General features: G+C 74.8%; 14 protein-coding genes and 1 pseudogene. 5 read left to right on the top strand and 10 right to left on the bottom strand.

The genetic code is table 11. From position 1 onward, the window contains the following. A pseudogene (locus BU197_RS02460) lies at positions 1 to 1,344 on the bottom strand (DNA-binding protein); the annotation flags it as partial. Between the two features lie 72 nt (positions 1,345 to 1,416). Here BU197_RS02460 and BU197_RS30175 point away from each other — a divergent pair. After that, positions 1,417 to 2,901: a hypothetical protein gene (locus tag BU197_RS30175; RefSeq protein WP_317452080.1), complete on the top strand. Its 1,485-nt coding sequence runs from the start codon at positions 1,417 to 1,419 to the stop codon at positions 2,899 to 2,901. A gap of 180 nt (positions 2,902 to 3,081) precedes the next feature. Here BU197_RS30175 and BU197_RS02450 read toward each other — a convergent pair whose 3' ends face one another. The 3 genes from BU197_RS02450 to BU197_RS02440 all read right to left on the bottom strand — a co-directional run bounded on the left by BU197_RS02450 (position 3,082) and on the right by BU197_RS02440 (position 6,244). Continuing rightward, complete coding sequence (locus BU197_RS02450) at positions 3,082 to 3,948, bottom strand: ABC transporter ATP-binding protein (RefSeq protein ID WP_223182773.1); 867 nt, start codon at positions 3,946 to 3,948, stop codon at positions 3,082 to 3,084. After that, positions 3,945 to 4,961 carry a FecCD family ABC transporter permease gene (locus tag BU197_RS02445; protein ID WP_188266488.1) on the bottom strand — a complete coding sequence of 339 codons (1,017 nt, stop codon included), beginning with the start codon at positions 4,959 to 4,961 and terminating at the stop codon, positions 3,945 to 3,947. Before BU197_RS02445 ends, BU197_RS02450 begins: the two co-directional genes overlap by 4 nt. Positions 4,962 to 5,239: 278 nt before the next feature. Then, positions 5,240 to 6,244: a FecCD family ABC transporter permease gene (locus tag BU197_RS02440; RefSeq protein WP_188266469.1), complete on the bottom strand. Its 1,005-nt coding sequence runs from the start codon at positions 6,242 to 6,244 to the stop codon at positions 5,240 to 5,242. 235 nt (positions 6,245 to 6,479) lie between these two features. Between BU197_RS02440 and BU197_RS02435 the strand changes: the two genes are divergently transcribed. Beyond that, a complete protein-coding gene (locus tag BU197_RS02435; RefSeq protein ID WP_188266468.1) occupies positions 6,480 to 7,187 on the top strand; it encodes an HAD family hydrolase in 708 nt (235 codons plus the stop codon). On the opposite strand, the gene BU197_RS02430 is transcribed toward BU197_RS02435, so the two are convergent. Next, positions 7,175 to 7,453, bottom strand: coding sequence for a hypothetical protein (locus BU197_RS02430; RefSeq protein WP_188266467.1), 279 nt, complete (start codon positions 7,451 to 7,453; stop codon positions 7,175 to 7,177). The genes BU197_RS02435 and BU197_RS02430 overlap by 13 nt on opposite strands. Positions 7,454 to 7,588: 135 nt before the next feature. Between BU197_RS02430 and BU197_RS31190 the strand changes: the two genes are divergently transcribed. After that, entirely contained in the window at positions 7,589 to 7,972 is a 384-nt protein-coding gene (locus tag BU197_RS31190; protein WP_188266466.1) for a cold-shock protein, read from the top strand. A 75-nt stretch (positions 7,973 to 8,047) separates the two neighbouring features. On the opposite strand, the gene BU197_RS02420 is transcribed toward BU197_RS31190, so the two are convergent. The 4 genes from BU197_RS02420 to BU197_RS02405 all read right to left on the bottom strand — a co-directional run bounded on the left by BU197_RS02420 (position 8,048) and on the right by BU197_RS02405 (position 11,897). Further along, entirely contained in the window at positions 8,048 to 8,905 is an 858-nt protein-coding gene (locus BU197_RS02420) for a 1,4-dihydroxy-6-naphthoate synthase (RefSeq protein ID WP_188266465.1), read from the bottom strand. Further along, a complete protein-coding gene (locus tag BU197_RS02415; RefSeq protein ID WP_188266464.1) occupies positions 8,902 to 9,744 on the bottom strand; it encodes a futalosine hydrolase in 843 nt (280 codons plus the stop codon). The genes BU197_RS02420 and BU197_RS02415 overlap by 4 nt, the downstream gene beginning before the upstream one ends. A gap of 7 nt (positions 9,745 to 9,751) precedes the next feature. Continuing rightward, a complete protein-coding gene (locus tag BU197_RS02410; RefSeq protein ID WP_188266463.1) occupies positions 9,752 to 10,231 on the bottom strand; it encodes a DUF2771 domain-containing protein in 480 nt (159 codons plus the stop codon). 277 nt (positions 10,232 to 10,508) lie between these two features. Beyond that, positions 10,509 to 11,897, bottom strand: coding sequence for an MFS transporter (locus BU197_RS02405; RefSeq protein WP_317452079.1), 1,389 nt, complete (start codon positions 11,895 to 11,897; stop codon positions 10,509 to 10,511). A 425-nt stretch (positions 11,898 to 12,322) separates the two neighbouring features. Here BU197_RS02405 and BU197_RS02400 point away from each other — a divergent pair, with 425 nt between their 5' ends. Both BU197_RS02400 and BU197_RS02395 read left to right on the top strand, forming a co-directional pair. Next, positions 12,323 to 13,252, top strand: a complete 930-nt coding sequence (locus BU197_RS02400; protein ID WP_188266461.1) for a DUF3027 domain-containing protein — start codon at positions 12,323 to 12,325, stop codon at positions 13,250 to 13,252. A gap of 798 nt (positions 13,253 to 14,050) precedes the next feature. Next, positions 14,051 to 17,257, top strand: a complete 3,207-nt coding sequence (locus BU197_RS02395) for a sacsin N-terminal ATP-binding-like domain-containing protein (RefSeq protein WP_223182772.1) — start codon at positions 14,051 to 14,053, stop codon at positions 17,255 to 17,257. A 90-nt stretch (positions 17,258 to 17,347) separates the two neighbouring features. Here the strand turns inward: BU197_RS02395 and BU197_RS02390 are convergent, their stop codons facing one another. Further along, positions 17,348 to 18,166, bottom strand: coding sequence for a hypothetical protein (locus tag BU197_RS02390; RefSeq protein ID WP_188266459.1), 819 nt, complete (start codon positions 18,164 to 18,166; stop codon positions 17,348 to 17,350). Positions 18,167 to 18,300 lie beyond the last annotated feature (134 nt).

Genomic DNA, 18,300 nt, shown 5'->3' with positions numbered 1-18,300 from the left:
GTCGGCCGCCGCGCCCGGCGGCAGCGCCGCGAGCAGCCCGAGCACCCGGCGCCGTACCTCCGGCGCGGCCGTCCGGTCGAGGTCCGGGCCGAGCGCCGCGAGCGTCCGCCCCTTCGCGTCCTGCCCGCCGACCAGACCCGCCGTACGGGTCGCCGTCAGCCAGGGCGCGACCAGCCGGGCCCACCGCTCGGCGGGAGGCAGCTCCAGCCACTCGTCGTACGCGGGCGTCGGCGCGTACCGCTCGTCCGCCTCCCCGTCCGACGCCAGAAGCCCTGCGGCGAAGCAGAGTTCGAGCCAGAACGCCGCCGTCTCCTCCGGTACGTCGAGCGCCGCCGCCGTCCGCCGCAGGTCCCGCACCGAGAGACCGCCCGCGCGCAGCACCTGCGGCCCGCCCCGGTCCCAGGACTTCAGCAGCTCCTCGACCGTCGCGAGGGCCGACTGCGCCTGCCCGGCCGCCGCACTGTCCACCTCGTGGGGACGGTACTCGCGCGCCACCGTCACCTCCGGCGCCACCGGCTCCGGTACCCGGTGCGCCCGCCCGCCCCGCAGATGCAGGGCCACCTCGCGCGGCAGCACCATCGTCCGCGCCGACACGGGAAGCAGCAGCCCCCGGTCCCGCAGCCAGCGCACCGGCGGTGCCGGGTTCGCCGTCACCTCCCCGTAGGGGGGACCCCAGACCAGCCGGTCGAGGACGGTCAGCGCCTCCGGCGGCGCCGTGTCGAGCAGCGCCGCCATCCGCGTCCGGTCCGTGAACAGCCCTGTCAGGGCCGACACCGCCGACACCGGGTCGTGCGTCGCCGGAAGCCCCGCCGTCGCGATGATCTCCTGGACCCGGCCCGGGGACATCCCCGAGGTCGCCTCCGCCACCGTCGGGCCCAGACCCGTAGGGGAAGGGTGCTGCGGCGAGGGCGCGAGCAGCTCGCGGGCGGTCCGTACGAGCCGCAGCCGGTCGTCCTCCCCCCACAGCAGCGCCTGCTCGCGCAGCAGCCCCACCGCGCCGGGCAGCGCCGCCTCGATCTCCGGGTCCCCCTCGTCGCCGGTGAGCAGTGCCAGGAGTACGGGGTACGGGGCCGGGTCCGGCGCCACCGCGAGGGCCTCCGCCGTCTGGAGGGCGAACCGGTCGAGGCGTTCGAGCGCCCGCACCACCGAACCCCGCGTCCCCGCGCGCGTCGCCAGCTGTGTCAGGTCGTTCGGGACCGGGCTCAGCAGGTCGGGCCTGGCCCGCAGCAGGGCGGCGAGCCCCTCGTCGCCCCGGGCGCGCAGCGCCTCCGCGAGCGTGCGCGGCGCGGCGGCGCCAGTTGCCTCGGGCACGTGTGCCTCCCGGTCGAGCTCACCGATCCCCATCCGGACCACGTTAGCCGCTGTCCAGGCGCTAACGTCGGGCCGTACCGGGCGAACCGGCCGTGGAGGGGCAGCGTGGGGATCGAGAGCGACCAGTTGGTCTACGACTATCTGAGCCGGGTCGGCGATCTGGCACAGCAGCGGCAACTGCCCGCGAAGGAGCGGATGCGGCTCGTCGCGTCCCTCCGCGACGAGATCGACCGCCGCCGCGCCACGCACGGCGAGGAGAGCCCGGCGGCGGTCCGGGGCATCCTCGGCGCGCTCGGCTCCCCGGACGAGGTGGTGGACCGTGCGGGTCACTCGGGGGGACCCCGGCCCCCGGGCCCGGGACCTGCGGAAACCGCACCCGGCGGAGCCACCCCCAGGGGCCTCGGGGGCGGGGTGCCGCGACCCCGTAGGGGCCCCGGGGCCGCAGCGGGAGCGGCCGGGGGAGAGACCCCGGGAGCCCGTCCGGGCCCACGTAAGGGACCTCTCGGGGGATCCCGTACGGGCACGGGGACGGGGTCCGCAGCAGGCGGCGGTACGGGGGCGGGGAACGGGTCCGGCAAGGGTTCCCGTACGGGCTCCCGCACGGGAACCCGTACGGGAGAAGGCGTGGGGGAGCGGTCCGGGCGCGTCGCCGGATGGCTCCCGGGCCGCCGCCGGGGCGAGGCCGAGTCCGGTACGGGGGGCGGGCCGGGGCCCGGCAGGGGCGGGAAGGGCGCGGGCGGTGCGGGTCCGGGGGCGAAGCGGACTGGTGCGAGAGGCGCGGGGCCGTCCGGCGCCGGGGCGGATGCCGGGGCCGCCGCCGACGGACTCACCGGGGGCGGGACGGGGGCGGGCTTCGGGTCCGGCTTCGGTTCGGGGCCCGGGTCCGGGTCCGGCTTCGGTTCCGGTCAGGGGTCCGGGGCCGGTCTCGGCGGTGCCGACCCCTTCGCGGGGCTCGGTCTCGACGGCGGTTGGGGTGCCGGTGGTGGTGGCGGTGCCGGTGGCGACTGGTGGCGGGAGGCCGAGGACGCCGCCGAGGGACTGCCCGGCTTCGTCGGCGGTGTGGAGCGCCCCGACCTCTTCAAGGAGCCGCTTCCGGAGGAGGAATCCGAGGAGGACGAGGAGAACGGCGAGGAGCACGAGGACGGGGAGCACGGGCCCGTCTCGGCGCGCCGTCGTCTCGTCGGTGTCCTGCGACGCCGGTCTCCGGAGGTGGCGGAGCTGGAGCCCGAGCCGGAAGCGCCTGCCCGGCCCCTGCTCGCCAGCCCCTTCGTGGTGCTCGCCGCGCTCCTGCTGCTCGGCGGCGCGCTCTTCGGTTCGCTGCTCGCCGTGGCGGCGGGCTGGCTGCTCGCGTACGTCTCCCGGCGGCTCACCCCGGGCGAGTCGAAGACGGCCGTCCTGGTGATCCCGGGCCTCGCCGCCGCCTCCGGCATCGCCTGGCTGTGGGGCAGGGCCGGCGGACGCTGGGGCGCTCCGATCGAGGAGGGCGGCGAGGCGCTGCGAGCGGCGCTCTCGGAGACCTGGCCGTGGGTCCTGAAGAGCGCGGCGGTCGCCTCGGCCCTGTTCCTGCTGTGGCGGTCCCGCAGGGTTTGAACCGGCTGGTCTGAACCCGGCCGGTCTGAACCCGGCGGGGCCTGCCCTTACGGGTCGGCCTGCCTTTACGGGTCGGCCCCTACGGGTCGGCCTGCCTTTACGGGTCGGCCCCTACGGGTCGGCCTGCCTTCACGGGTCGGCCCTTACGGGTCGGCTGGCCCCTACGGGTCGGCTCGCCCCCTACCCGGCCACCGTCCCCGTCTCCGTATCCATCTCCGCGCCCATCCCCGCGTCCATCTCCGTATCCATCCCCGTGTCCGTCTCCCACGGTGCCCCCGGGACCACCAGGGGTGAGCCCGTCACCGGGTCCGGGACGACGACCGACGTGAGGCCGAAGACGTCGCGTACCAGCTCCTCCGTCACGATCTCCGTCGGCGGGCCCTCCGCGACGACCCGGCCCGCCTTCATGGCGACCAGGTGGTCGGCGTACCGCGCCGCCTGGTTCAGGTCGTGGAGGACGAGGACGACCGTCCGGCCGCGCAGCCGGTTGAGGCGGCGGACCAGATCGAGGACTTCCACCTGGTGGGAGATGTCCAGATAGGTGGTGGGCTCGTCGAGGAGCAGCAGGTCCGTCTCCTGCGCGAGGGCCATCGCGATCCACACCCGCTGCCGCTGGCCGCCCGAGAGCGCGTCGACCGAGCGGTCGGCGAGCGCGGCGACGTCGGTGCGTTCCATGGCGTCGGTGACGGCCCGCTCGTCCTCCTCCGACCACTGCTTCCACCACGCCTGGTGCGGCTGGCGGCCCCGCGAGACCAGGTCGGCGACGGTGATGGCCTCCGGCGCGACCGGGGTCTGCGGGAGCAGCCCGATGGAGCGGGCGATGTGCTTCGTCGGGAGCTTGGCCAGCTCCTCGCCGTCGAGCAGGACGGCCCCGCCCTGCGGCTTGAGGAGCCGGCCGAGGGCCCGGAGGGTGGTGGACTTGCCACAGGCGTTGGGGCCGACGATCACGGTCACCTTGCCGTCGGGGACGGCGAGGTCCAGTTCGTGGACGACGGTGCGGTCCTCGTAGGCGAGCGTGAGACCGCGCGCGGTGAGCCTGCTGGTCATGCCTTCCCTCCGGTACGGCTCCGGGCGATGAGCCAGATCAGATACGGGGCGCCGACCGCCGCCGTCAGGACTCCCACCGGCAGTTCGACGGGGGAGAGGAGCCGTCTGCCCAGGAGATCGGCGAGGACGACGATCAGGGCGCCGGTGAGCGCCGAGCAGAACAGCGGGATCTGCGCGGTACGGGTCATCCGGCGGGCGAGCTGCGGGGCGAGCAGCGCGACGAAGTCGACGGGCCCCGCGACCCCGGTCGCCACCGAGGCGAGGACGACGCCGACGGCGACGAGCCCGAGCCTGACCCGGCCGAGCCGCACGCCGAGCGCGGTCGCCGTGTCGTCGTCGAGGGAGACGGTCCGCTGGGCGCGGGCCGCCCACAGCACGGCGGGCAGCAGGATCAGCAGCGTCCAGCGGAGCGGCGCGGACTCGTCCCAGCCGCGTCCGTTGAGGGAGCCCGTCATCCAGATCTTGGCCTGCTGGGCGACGAGGTAGTCGCCCTTGGTCATGAAGAGGGTGATGAGCGAGCGCAGCGCGATCGCGATGCCGATGCCGATGAGGACGAAACGGGTGGCGTGCAGCCCGCCGCGCCAGGCGAAGGCGTAGACGAGGGCGGCGGCGAGGATGCCACCGGCGATCGACAGGTACGGCAGCACGGTGTACGAGGTGAGGCCGAAGGTCATCGAGGCGACGGTGACCGCTCCGGCGCCCTGGCTGATGCCGATGATGTCGGGGCTGGCGAGCGGGTTGCGGGCGACGGTCTGGATGAGCCCGCCCGCGATGCCGAAGGCGGCGCCGACGGCGAGCGCGACGGCGAGCCGGGGGACACGCAGCTCCTCCACGACGAACGCGGACGGCGAGGAGTGCCCGAGCAGGATCCGCAGGACCTCGGAGGGGGCGACGAACCGCTCGCCGACACAGAGGTACGCGACCCCGGACACGGCGATGAGCAGCACCAGGACCCCGGCGACGAGCATCGAGCGCCGATGGACGAGGAAGGAGGCGGGCCCGGCACGGAGGATGCCGTATCCGGCGGGCCGGGGGGAGGGGTGGGGGCGGGGCCGGTTGTCGGACTTGGACCCGTAGGGGGCGGCGGGCGACCCGGAGGGGGCGGGCGGCGTCCCGTAGGGGCTCGGTTGGGACCCGTAGGTGCCGGAGCCGGACCCGGAAGGGCCGGAGCCCGTCCCGGAAGGGTCGGGTCGTACGTCGGTCCCGGAGGGGGCGGGTCGTACGCCGGTCCCGGAAGGGTCGGGAAGCGCCCCGGACGCGGAAGGGTCGGGTCGCGAGCCCGTCGTGCCGGTCACGCGGCCACCGCCTTCCGGCGGACCAGGGTCACCAGGAACGGCACGCCGATGAGCGCCGTCGTCACCCCGGCGGGTATCTCGCCCGGCGGGAACACGATCCGTCCGGCGACGTCCGCGACGAGCAGCATCACCGGGCCGATGAGCGCGGCCATCGGCAGCACCCAGCGGTGGTCGGAGCCGACGAGGGCGCGGGCGATGTGGGGGACGGCGAGACCGACGAAGGCGACCGGTCCGGCGGCGGCGACGGCGGCGCCGGTGAGGACGGTCGCCCCCGCGCCGCCCACGATCCGTACGGTGGCGACGCGCTGCCCGAGCCCCTTGGCGACGTCCTCGCCGAGCGCCAGCGCGTCGAGCCCGCGCGCCACGGAGAACACCAGGGCCGCGCCCACCAGCAGGAACGGCCAGATCTGGGCGACGACCTCGGTGCCGCGCCCGTCGAGGGAGCCGATCTGCCAGAACCGGAACTCGTCGAGGGCGGACGCCTTGGTGGTGAGGACGCCGGTGGTGACGGAGAGCAGCAGCGCGTTGATCGCGGCTCCGCCGAGCGCGAGCTTCACGGGGGTCGCCCCGCCGCGCCCGCCGGAGGCGACCGCGTGGACGGCGACCGCCGCGAGGGCGGCACCGGCGAAGGCGAACCACACGTACCCGGAGAGGGTGTGCACGCCGAAGAACGCGATGGCGAGGACGACGGCGACCGAGGAGCCCTGGCTGATGCCGAGGATGCCGGGGTCGGCGATCGGGTTGCGGGTGATGCCCTGGAGCGCGGTCCCCGCGAGGGCGAGGGCGGCGCCGACCATCAGCCCGATGAGCGTACGGGGCACCCGGAGCTGTCGTACGACCTCGGCGTCGGCGCTCGTACCGCCGTGCAGCAGGGCGTCGAAGACGGTGCCGGGGGCGATGGCGCGGGCGCCGACGGCGAGGCTGAGGAGGACGGCGACGAGGAGGGCGACGACAGCCGCCGAGGTCGCGAGGACCCGTCTGGAACGGAGAGCGGCTGGCATCGGGACCCATCGGGGGAGTGCGGGTTTGGTAAGGCTTAGCTCAGTTTAAGCATCACCTTTCCCCGCGACCCGGGCCGTACCCTCCCTCGATCCGGGCGCTACCCGCTGGGCATCGGGGCCGTGCGCTCCCGTGACCCGGGGCCGTACCCGCTGGGCATCGGGGCCGTACCCCCGACGGAAATCAGGGCCGTACCCCGGCGGAGCCCCGGACGGTCACCCCGATGCCACCCGGAGAATGGGCCGTATGACGACTCCCTCCGCCACCCCCGCCCCTACCTCTGCCCCAGCCCCTGCCCCTGCCCCGACCCCCGTTCCGGCCGTCTCCTCCGCGTCCGGTGGTCCGGTCACCGTCGGCTTCGATCTCGATCTGACGCTGCTCGACACGCGTCCCGGCATCAAGGCGACCTGGAAGGCGTTCGTCGCCGAGACCGGCGTCGAGGTCGACGTCGACCTCACCATCAGCCGTCTCGGCCCGCCCCTGGAGCAGGAGATGGCGCAGTGGGTGCCCGCGCCCCTGGTCACCGAGATGACCGCCCGTTACCGCGCGCTCTATCCGCTGTACGCGATCGAGCCCACGCGGCCCATGCCGGGTGCCCGGGACGCGATCGACGCCGTCCGCGAGGCGGGCGGCCGGACCATCGTCGTCACCGCGAAGAACGGCCCGCACGCCGAGCTGCACCTCAGGCACCTGGGCATGGAGCCCGACGTGGTCGTGGGCAGCCTGTGGGCGGAGGGCAAGGGGGCGGCGCTGCGCGCGCACGGGGCGCGGGTGTACGTCGGGGACCACGTCGGCGACGTACGGGGCGCGGCGGCGGCCGGTGCCTTCTCGGTGGCCGTCGCCACCGGTCCGTGCGCGCCCGAGGAGCTGAGGGCCGCCGGTGCGGACGTGGTCCTCGCGGACCTGACGGATTTCCGTGCCTGGTGGGCGGGCTACCTGGCCTGAACCGTCGAGGTCCGGCCACTCCGGGCCTGTCGGCGCTGGACGGCGATGGCCCGCAGCACCCCGGCGGCGGCGACGAGGAATCCGACGCCCATCAGCATGGAGACGGTGTACGCCACGGTGGGGAACGGGTCCGTGCCGAGCAACAGCGGAGCCACGGTGACCAGCGTCGCCACCGCGCCGATGGCGAAGAGGATCACTCCGGCCTTGACGAGTCCGTCGCCCGGGGCGCTGTCGTCCGCCGCTGCGGCGGGGGTTTCACTACGCATTCGGCCAGGGTAGTTCCCAGGCCACAGGAACACACCGGCGACGTCTTGTCAGTGGCCCCTGGACCATTAGCCTGGTCCCGGCGGGTCCGTCGATCCGTTGTTTTGCCATCCCCATCAACGAGGACGAGGGAAGACGTGCCTACCGGCAAGGTCAAATGGTTCAACAGCGAGAAGGGCTTCGGCTTCCTCTCCCGTGACGACGGCGGCGACGTCTTCGTCCACTCGTCGGTGCTCCCTGCCGGAGTCGACGCACTGAAGCCGGGGCAGCGGGTCGAGTTCGGCGTCGTCGCCGGCCAGCGCGGCGACCAGGCCCTGTCCGTCACGATCCTCGACCCCACGCCGTCCGTCGCGGCGGCCCAGCGCCGCAAGCCCGACGAACTGGCCTCCATCGTGCAGGACCTGACGACGCTCCTGGAGAACATCACGCCGATGCTGGAGCGCGGCCGCTACCCCGAGAAGGTCCAGGGCAAGAAGATCGCGGGCCTGCTGCGCGCGGTCGCCGACCAGTTGGACGTCTGAGCCACCACCGGAACCCCTGTCAGGGAAGTCCCGAGCGGGAACCCCGTCAGGGAAGCCCCTGTCAGGGAGCCCCCGTCAGGGAAACGTGAGCGCGTCCGGGCCGAGGGGCGGTACGAGCCCCTCGGCCGCCGCGCGGGTGAGGAGCCCGCGGACCGCCGCGTAACCCTGCTCGCCGAGGTCGGCGGTGAACTCGTTCACGTAGAGCCCGATGTGCTGCTCGGCCACCTTCGGATCCATCTCCTGCGCGTGTTCCAGGACGTACGGGCGGGAGACCGCCGGGTCGTCCCAGGCCATCCGCACCGAGGCACGGGCCGCGTCGGCGAGCCGCCGCAGGGTCTCCTCGCCGAGCGAACGGCGGGCCACGATCGCGCCGAGGGGGATCGGGAGGCCGGTCGTGGACTCCCAGTGCTCGCCCATGTCGGCGAGGCAGTGCAGCCCGTAGTCCTGATAGGTGAACCGGGCCTCGTGGATGACGAGCCCGGCGTCGACCTTCCCGTCCCGCACGGCGGGCATGATCTCGTGGAACGGCAGCACGACGACCTCGCCGACCCCGCCGGGCACCTGGTCGGCGGCCCAGAGCCGGAACAGCAGATACGCGGTGGAGCGCTCGCTCGGCACCGCGACCGTCTTCCCCGCCAGATCCGCGCCGTCGGCCGCGTCCCGGGTCAGGACGAGCGGCCCGCAGCCCCGGCCGAGGGCGCCGCCGCAGGGCAGCAGCGCGTACTCGTCGAGGATCCAGGGCAGCACGGCGTACGACACCTTCAGCACGTCGTGGCCGTCGGCGCCGCCCTCCGCCCAGCCGTTGGTGATGTCGATGTCCGCGAACGTCACGTCGAGCCGGGGGGCGTCGGGGACGCGTCCGTGGGCCCAGGCGTCGAAGACGAAGGTGTCGTTCGGGCAGGGCGAGTAGGCGATCTTCAGCTTGTCGGTCACGAGGGCTCCACGAGGACGGTGCTGCCGAGCAGCGAGAAAGCGTGCCGCAGGGACTCCAGGGCCTCGCCGATCCGCCAGGCGGCACGGTCGCGGGGCCCGACGGCGTTCGACACGGCCCGGATCTCCGCCACGGGCACACCGTACGCGGCGGCTGCCTCGGCGACGCCGAAGCCCTCCATGGCCTCGGCCCCCGCCCCGGGGTGGCGCCCGGCCAGTTCGGCGGCGCGGTCGGCGGTGCCGGTGACGGTGGAGACGGTGAGGACGGGCGCGACGGTGTGCGGCAGAGCACCGGCGGCGAGGGCCCCGGCGATCCGGCGGGTCAGTGCCTGCGGCACCGGGTGGTCCGACCGCCCGAAGCCGAGTTCCGTCACGGCGAGATACCCGTCGGGTGTCTGCGCGCCGAGGTCGGCGGCGACGACGGAGGACGAGACGACGATCGAGCCGAGGGGGGCGAGGGGCTGGAAGCCGCCTCCGATCCCGGCGGAGACCACGAGCCCGTAGGGGACATCGGGGCCGTAGGGGGCACCGGGGCCGTGGGCCGTCTCGGCGGGAGTGCCGGACCCGTCGGGGGCACCGCTCCCGGCGAGCGCGCCGGACCCGGCGAGCGCGGCGGACGTCAGGGCCGTGGCCGTGGCGGCGGCTGCCGAGGCGGGCCCGACCCCGCCCACGAGGACGTCGACCCCTACGGGACCGGCGGCGGTGGCGAGGGTGTGCCGGCGCAGCACGAAGCCCCCGGGCAGCGGGAGGAACTCCGGGCCGCCGAGGGCCGGGCCGAGGCCGGCGGAGACGGAATCCGCCTCCGCCGCCACGGCCGTCACGATCAGACTCCGGTGGACCACCGGAGGATCAGGATTCCTTCTTCAGCTCGAAGTGCCAGATGCCGGTCAGCTTCTTGTCGGTGTTCTGGACGATCGTCACCGTGGTGGAGTCGGTGGCCTCGCCGGTCTGGCTGGAGAAGAAGGCGCTGGCCGGAATGGTCCGGTACGTCTTCTTGAAGGGCTCGGGCTCGGCCTGCTGGCCGCCGAGGAAGATGGTCCATCCGGTGTCCGCGATCTCGGGGTCGACCCCGAAGCGGATCTTGTCCGTCATGTTGACGGTGATGGACTTCTCGGCCTTCTTGTTGAGGCACTGCTGGATCTGCGACTCCTTGAGGGCGTCGCCATCGTTGTAGCAGGCGGCCTCTGAGTGGATCGACTCGCTCCCGACCGTCACGGTCGCGATCGGCGTCGGCTTGTCGCAGGCGGAGAGTACGAGGAGGCCGGCGGAGACGGCCCCGAGGGCGACGGCGGCCCGGCGGCGCGAGCCGGAGAAGAACGCAACGGTCATGAGCCGAAGGCTATCGGGCCGTCGCGTCCACGCCACGAGGGGGTACGGCGTGCCGCCCCGGGGACCCTCCGTAACGGGGGCCCGCGGGGGCCGGGTGGCGGCGTCCGGAAGACCCGTACGGGAGCCCGTAAGGGGAGGGGAGAGCGCCGTAAGGGGAGGTGGGGAGCCCGTAGAGGCAGCGCAGGGGCTTCCGAGGGCGAAGCCTCCACCCTCCCTCCACCCTCCCGCCGCCCTCCGGTCGTCCTTCCGGCGGAGCGCCCCGGCCGGGCCCGCCCCGCTACGCCACCCGCGTCTTCGTCCGGCTCTCCGGGCCCGAGGGGCCGGAGCGGTGGCGGGACTCCGCGAGCAGACCGCGGACCGCGAGGAGGACGCCAAGGGCCAGGATCGACGCCGCCACCGCCATGCCCAGCGGGCCGTTCAGGGGCAGCGCGATGCCGATTCCGCCGCCCACCACCCACGCCATCTGGAGCGCCGTCTCCGAGCGGGCGAACGCCGAAGTCCGTACGATCTCCGGCACGTCCCGCTGGATCAGCGCGTCCAGGGACAGCTTCGACAGGGCCTGGGTGAGCCCCGCGACCGCGCCGAGCACCGCGACCATCACCCCGCCGAAGAACACCGCCGTCAGGACCGCCGTACCGCAGACCACGCTGAGCATGGTGGCGATGATCACCTCCGGCCCGTGGCCGCGGTCCCGCAGCAGCGAGCCGACGGCCGTCCCGCAGGCGTTGCCCGTGCCCGCCGCCACGCCCACGATCCCCATCGACACGGCGGCGCTCTGCCCCGCCAGCGGATGCTCCCGCAGCAGGAACGCCAGGAAGAAGATCAGGAACCCGGAGAGCATCCGCTGCGCCGCGTTCGCCTCAAGCCCGTGGAGGACCGAAGGGCCCACCGTCCGCAGCCCCGGCCTCCGCTCGCCGTGCGCGAGGAGCCGCGCCCGCCGCTCGCCCTTCGCCGAGTCCACCTTGGGCGGCATCCGCAGCGCCCAGAACGCCCCCAGCAGAAAAAGGACGCACGCCCCGTACAGCGGGAAGCGCGGGCCGAGCAGTTGCAGCCCCGCCCCCACCGGCGCGGCGATCCCGGTGGCGAGGAGCCCCGCGAGGGTCACCCGCGAGTTCGCCTTCACCAGGGAGAAGCCCTGCGGCAGCAGCCGGGGCACCACCGCGCTGCGCACCACCCCGTACGCCTTCGAGGAGACGAGGACGCCGAGCGCCGCCGGGTACAGCTCGATGCCGCCCGTCACCACCAGGGCCGACATCATCACCGCGAGGACCGCCCTGACCAGCATCGCGGCCGCCATCGCCGCCCGCCGCCCGTGCGGGATCCGGTCCAGGAGCGGGCCGATCACCGGGGCGAGGAGCGTGAACGGGGCCATCGTGACGGCCAGGTAGAGCGCGACGCGCCCGCGTGCCTCGTCGGTCGGCACGGAGAAGAACACCGTCGACGCGAGCGCCACGGTGATCATGACGTCCCCCGCGCCGTTCACCGCGTGCAGCTCGATGAGTTTGCCGAGCCCCGACTCGCCCGCGCCGTGCGCGTGGGTCGCCTTGCGGATGCCCCGCGCCGGCCCCGTGAAGGGCAGGTGCAGGGCACGGACGAATCCCCGGCCCGCTCGGCGGAGCGGTCCGGCATGATCTTCGGATCGTGCGGGAGACCGTGCGGCTGCCACTCCGTCATAGTGCCCCACCGGCACGCCGGACGAACCGTGGCGCGACCGGCGACACCCCTCCCACCCGTTCTCCGGCGCCTCTTGAACACCTTCCAGCCCGTCCCCACCCGCTGTTCCGATGCTTTTCGGCCACTTGCCGTACCGGTCTCCGCCGTCCGCGATCCGGGCCACTTGGGACCGGCAGGTGGGCTGTAGCGCGGGAACGGGGTAGCGTGCGTAGCGCGTCACCGGCGGAAGCTCTCGGCCGCGCGCCTCTTCGGCATCCCGCAGAATGGATGGCGATAGGTGTGCCCGAGACATGTGAGACACGTCGGGTGCGCGGACGTCGATGCGGCCCCCAGGTCCGCTCCGCCCGCCGCCCGCGACTTCGCTCCCGACCCTCGGCCGGCGCATCTGTGAGACGGCGTAGGAGAGAAGCGAGACCTGTGAGTGCTGCGACGACGCGAAGCGGTACCCCGCGTACCCCGCGACCCCCGCGTACCCCCGACCGCCTGTGCGCCGAGGCCGTAGACCTCGCGCGGGAGGCAGCCGAAGAGGCGGCCGCCCCGGGTGTCGTCGGCGCCCATGTCGGCGTGGTCGCCGAGGGTGACCGTGTCGTCACCCACTACTTCGAGTCCAAGGAACCGGGCTACCGGGGCTGGCGCTGGGCGGTGACGGTCACCCGCGCATCCCGCGCCAAGAACGTCACCCTCGACGAGACCGTCCTGCTGCCCGGCTCCGACGCGCTCCTCGCCCCCGAGTGGGTGCCGTGGAGCGAGCGGCTGCGCCCCGGCGACATGGGACCCGGCGACCTCCTCCCCACCGAGCAGGACGATCCGCGCCTGGAGCCCGGCTACACCGGCGAGGACGCGCCGCCGCCGAACTCGGTGGTCTCCGAGGAGTTCGCCGAGCACCTCGACGCGGAGGACGCCGAGATCGTCGACCGCGCCCCCTCGCGCGGCGCCATCGCCTCGGTCGCCGAGGAACTCGGCATGCGCCGCGCCCGCGTGCTCTCCCGTTACGGGCTCCACATGGCCGCCGACCGCTGGGACGAGGCCTTCGGCGCCAAGACCCCGATGGCCCTCGCCGCGCCCGCGTCCTGCGAGTCCTGCGCCTTCCTGGTGCCGCTCGCGGGCTCCCTGAAGCAGGCGTTCGGCCTGTGCGCCAACGAGTTCTCCCCGGCCGACGGCCGGGTCGTCTCCCTCGCGTACGGCTGCGGCGGCCACTCCGAGGCCGCGGTCATGCCGACGCCCCCGCGCCCGGCGACCCCGGTCCTCGACTCGATGGGCGTGGACGCCTTCCCCCTCCGCCCGTCCCCGGACTCCGGCTCCACGACGGAACCGGACGCCTCGTCGGAGGACCTGGGGCACTCGTAGGACCCGGTGTGGGTACGGGGCCTGGCTCGGGGCGCCGGTGGGAGTCGGTGTGGGTACGGGGCCTGGCCCGGGGCACTCGTAGGACCCGGTGTGGGTACGGGGCCTGGCCCGGGGCGCCGGTAGGACTCGGCGCCTGTGCGGGCGCCCGGCCCGGTCCGGCCCGAGGCGGCCTTGGGGCTCCGGTGCCCCTACGGGTCCGGCCTGAGGCACCCTTAGGGACCCGGCGCCCCTACGGGTCCGGTCCGGGGGACCCGTAGGGCTCCCGCGCCTGTACGACCGACCCCTGTACGACCGACCCCAGGGCACCCGTAGGGCTTCCGCGTCCCTAAGGGTGGGGCTCCGGAGCCCCGTAGCGCCCCGACGCGTGCAGAAGAGCCCGCCCCGGGGTACCCGTAAGGCCCCGCCGCCCGTACGACCCCGCCTCAGACCCGGCCCCAGACCCGGCCCCCAGCCCCCAGACCCAGCCCCCGCAGCGACCTCCACCCGTCGAGCCGCCCCGCTCCCGCCCTGCCCCGCCCCACCCCCTCGGCGCCCGACGAGAGCCCAAGAGCCCCCCCGCCCCCGCTCCCGCCCCCTCCGTCCACCCGAATGCCGACCCGCCACCCCTAGGGCCTGCGTGCCCCCAGGGGGCGGCGAGGGGCCCGTAGGGGGGCGGCACCCGTAAGGGGCGGTCGTCACCCGTAGGGGGCGCGCGGGGGCACGGCCGTCGGCGTTCCGGCTGCCGCCCGCCCGACCGTGCCCCGGCCATTCGGGGGTCTCCGGGCGCGGTACCTTCGGGCCCGGGACTTCGGGTCCCGGATGCGTCACCGCCCCCGGTCGCCCGCAGGGCGACCACCGCCCCGCAGAGTGGAGTCAGACGTGAACGTCAGCGTCCGGACGACGACCGACGGAACCGACCCCTTCGGCACGGCCCGGTTGCGGCGGGGAGTGCTCGACGCCTGGGGTGCCTCGCCCGCCCGCTTCCGCGAGGACGCCAACGCGGAGGAGGACATCGCCCTCGGCGGCTACCGCGACCGGCTCGTCGTCGAACTGGCCCAGAACGCCGCCGACGCCGCCCACCGCGCCGGAGTCACCGGCCGTCTGCGGCTCACCCTGCACCCCGCCGACCACGAGGGCCCCGCCGTCCTCGCCGCCGCCAACACCGGTGCCCCGCTCGACGCCACGGGTGCCGAGTCGCTCTCCACCCTCCGCGCCTCCGCCAAGCGGGAGCAGGGCGGCGAGGGCGGCCCCGGCGCCGTCGGCCGCTTCGGCGTCGGCTTCGCCGCCGTCCTCGCCGTCAGCGACGAGCCCGCCGTCCTCGGCCGCCACGGCGGCATCCGCTGGTCCCTCGCCGAGGCCCGCGAACTCGCCGCCGAGGCCGCCCGCCACAGCCCCGGCCTCGGCGACGAACTGCGCCGCCGCGACGGCCATGTACCCCTGCTGAGGCTGCCGCTGCCCGCCGAGGGCACCGCCCCCGACGGCTACGACACCGTCGTCGTCCTGCCGCTGCGCGACACCGCGGCGCACGACCTCGCCGAACGGCTCCTCGCCTCGATCGACGACGCCCTGCTGCTCACCCTGCCGGGACTCGCGGAGGTCGTCGTCGAGACCCCGGACGGGGTGCGGACCCTGACCCGCACCGAGGACGAAGGACACGTCCTCGTCGAGGACTCCGCCGCCGGCAGCCGCCGCTGGCGCACCGTCAGTCACTCCGGCCCCCTCGACCCCGACCTCCTCAAGGACCGGCCCGTCGAGGAGCGGCTGCGCCCCCACTGGTCGGTCACCTGGGCCGTACCCGTGGACGAGTCGGGGGCGCCGCGCCACCCGCGTACCACCCCGGTCGTGCACGCCCCCACGCCCACCGACGAGCCGCTGGGCATCCCCGCCCTGCTCATCGCCTCCCTGCCGCTGGACACCGCCCGCAGGCACCCGGCGCCCGGCCCGCTCACCGACTTCCTGGTGCAGCGCGCCGCCGAGGCCTACGCCGAACTCCTCGCCGAGTGGCGGCCGGTCAGCTCCACCACGCTCGACCTCATCCCGGGCCCCCTCGGCAAGGGCCCGCTGGACGGGGCGCTGCGGGAGGCGATCCTGGACCGGCTGCCGAGGATCGCGTTCCTCGCGCCCGCCGTGCCCACCGAGGAGCTTCCGGCGCTCCGCCCGATCGAGGCGGAGGTCGCCGAGGGCGCGGGCGCGGAGACCGTCGCGGTCCTCGCGGAGGTCTTCCCGACGCTCCTTCCGGCGGGGCTCGAACGACGGCCCGAGCTGCGGACCCTGGGGGTCGGCCGGGTGCCCCTGACCGAGATGGTGGATCGGCTCGCGGGGGTCGACCGGGCTCCGCAGTGGTGGTGGCGGCTCTACGACTCGCTCGCGGGCGTCGACCCGGACCGCCTGTCGGGGCTTCCGGTACCGCTCGCGCCGGTGGGGGACGCGCAGGACGACACCCGGATCCGTACGACGATCGGACCGCGCCAGGTGCTGCTGCCCCAGCGGCAGACCCCCGCCGGGCTGAACCGGCTGGGCCTGAAGGTCGCCCACCCGGGGGCCGCCCATCCGCTCCTGGAGAAGCTGGGCGCGGTGTACGCCAGTCCCCGCGCGGTCCTGACCACCCCGCAGGTGCGGGCGGCGGTCGCGGGCTCCCTGGACGCGGGCGAGATCTGGGACGAGGACGCGCTGGACGCGGAGGAGCTGGCGGAGACGGTCCTCGGCCTGGTCAGGGACGCCGACCTGGAACCCGGCGACGAGCCGTGGCTCGGCGCGCTCGCGCTGCCCGACGAGGACGGCGAGCCGGCCCCGGCGGGGGAGCTGGTGGTGCCGGGCTCGGCGTTCGCCGCCGTGATGCGCGCGGACGAACTGGCGCTCGTCGATGCCGAACTCGCCGCCCGCTGGGGGGAGAAGACCCTCGCGGCCTGCGGGGCGCTCGCCACCTTCGCGCTGGTCCGCACGACCGATCTGCTGCTCGACCCCGACGAGGTCGAGCCCCGCGAGAGCGACTACCCGGAGCCCGACGACGCCGGGCTGCTCGACGCGGTCGACGTCTGGTGCGAGGACGTCCTGGACCGGCTGCCGTCGTCCCCGGTGCCGCCGGTGGCCACCGAGATCGTCGCCGTAAGGGATCTGGACCTGGTCGACGACGACTGCTGGCCGCAGGCCCTCGCGATGCTGGCCCAGCCGCCCCTGAGGGACGCCCTGACACAGCCCGTAAGGGTCCTGCTGCCGGACGGCAGGACGGAGACCGTACGCCCGTACACGGCGTGGTGGCTGCGCGACCACCCCGTCCTGGGCGGCCGCCGCCCGGCGGGCCTGCGCGCGGCGGGCTCGGACCCGCTCCTGAACGGCTTGTACGACTCCGCGGACGCGACCGGCTTCGAGGACGAGCAGGTCCTGCGGGCCCTGGGAGTCCGCACCTCGGTCGCCGCGCTCCTCGACGAGCCGGGCGGCGCGGCGGAGCTGCTCGCCCGGCTCGCCGACCCGGCGCGCGAGGTGACCACCGTGCAGCTGCACGCCCTGTACACGGCCCTCGCGGAGCTGGACCCGGAGCAGGTGACGCTCCCGGACGAGCTGCGCGCGGTGGTGGACGGCGAGGTGGTCGTGGTCGACGCGGCGGAGGCGGTGGTGGCGGACGCCCCCGACCTGCTGCCGCTCTCGGCGGGCCTGCCGCTGCTTCCGGTGGCCCCGGGGCGGGCGGCGGACCTGGCGGACCTGTTCCAGGTGCGGCGGCTGAGCGGCACGGTGGAGGCGGAGGTCTCCACGGTCGGCACGGCGCACGAGGTCCCGGCCCCGGTCCGCGCGCTCCTCGGCCCGGCGACCCCGGCGACGTACGTCGAGCACGAGGAACTGCGCGTGGCGGGCACGGACCTGGACTGGCGCCGCACCCCCGACGGCGTGCTGCACGCCGCCACCCTGGAGGGCGTGGCGGCGGCCCTGGCCTGGTCCACCGGCCAGTGGCCCCGCCGCTTCGAGGTCGCCGCCCTCCTGGAGGACCCGACCCGCACGGCGGAGCTGGCGCGGGACCGCTGGTTCGACTGATCCGCCCGAGGGGGCGGGCGGGCCGGAGCCCGGGACGAAATCCCCGGCGCCCCGCCCCGCCCACCCCCTGCGGCTACTCCTGCGGAGGCCCTACTCCTGCGGCGGCTCGATCGTCACCGGCTCGCCCAGGTCGTAGAAGTGCTGGGTGGTCGTGGCCATCACGCCGCCCGTCTGGGACTCGGCCTGCCCGCCGTACGGGGTGAAGTCGTCCCCGAACCACAGGATGTGCTCCCGTACGGCCGCGCCGAGGTACGTGTACGGCTTCTTGTTCACGATCCGCCAGGCCTTGACGTCCTCCCCGTTCTCCAGGGAGATCACCGGGCGCTCCGCCTCCACGGTCCACTCGGGGGCCGTCGCGATCATCTGCGCCGTCACCGCCGGGTCGGCGAGCACGCGGTAGAGCTTGCCGGTGGCGGCCACCAACTGCTCCTGCGGATCGGTGCTGCCGGCGTCGCCCTTGACCCACTTGCCGAGCCCCGGGGTCTTGATCCACTCGCTGTCGCCCTTGAAGACGTACGCCTTCTCGCCCTCCGGTCCCGTCATCGAACCGGCCAGCGCGGGCTCGTCCCCGAAGACGAACTTCGAGGTACCCGACTCCTCCCCGGACAGGACGGACTCCGTACCCGATCCGTACGCCTTCAACGCGGCCACCAGGCACTTCGACAGGGCCGGACCGGCGAGGGTCTCACCGCCCTTGAGCTGGAGCCCGTCGCATTCGGCCGGGGTCGCGAACGCCGGGGCGGCCGACGCCGTCGGACTCGCGCTCTCCTGCGCGGGGCTGGACGGCGCCTCCGACCGCGTCGACTCGGCCGCGTCGGCCGCCCCGTCCGACGAGGAGCAACCGGCCAGGGAGCCGACTGCGATGAGGGTTCCTATGCACGCATACCGGCGCAGATGTCTGGTCTTCATGTCGTTCGAACTCCACTGGTACGGAGGGCCTGCGGCCGCAGGCCCTCTATGGCTCTCGCGGGTGGATCCGTTGCTCCGCGCCCCCCGATCGGCCGGAATCACCCCACCTCACGAGCCGCAGACGCGGACGCCCG

The organism is Streptomyces sp. CBMA291 (assembly GCF_014596525.1).
Taxonomy (GTDB): Bacteria; Actinomycetota; Actinomycetes; order Streptomycetales; family Streptomycetaceae; genus Streptomyces.
This window is presented reverse-complemented; position numbering and strand designations above follow the sequence as displayed.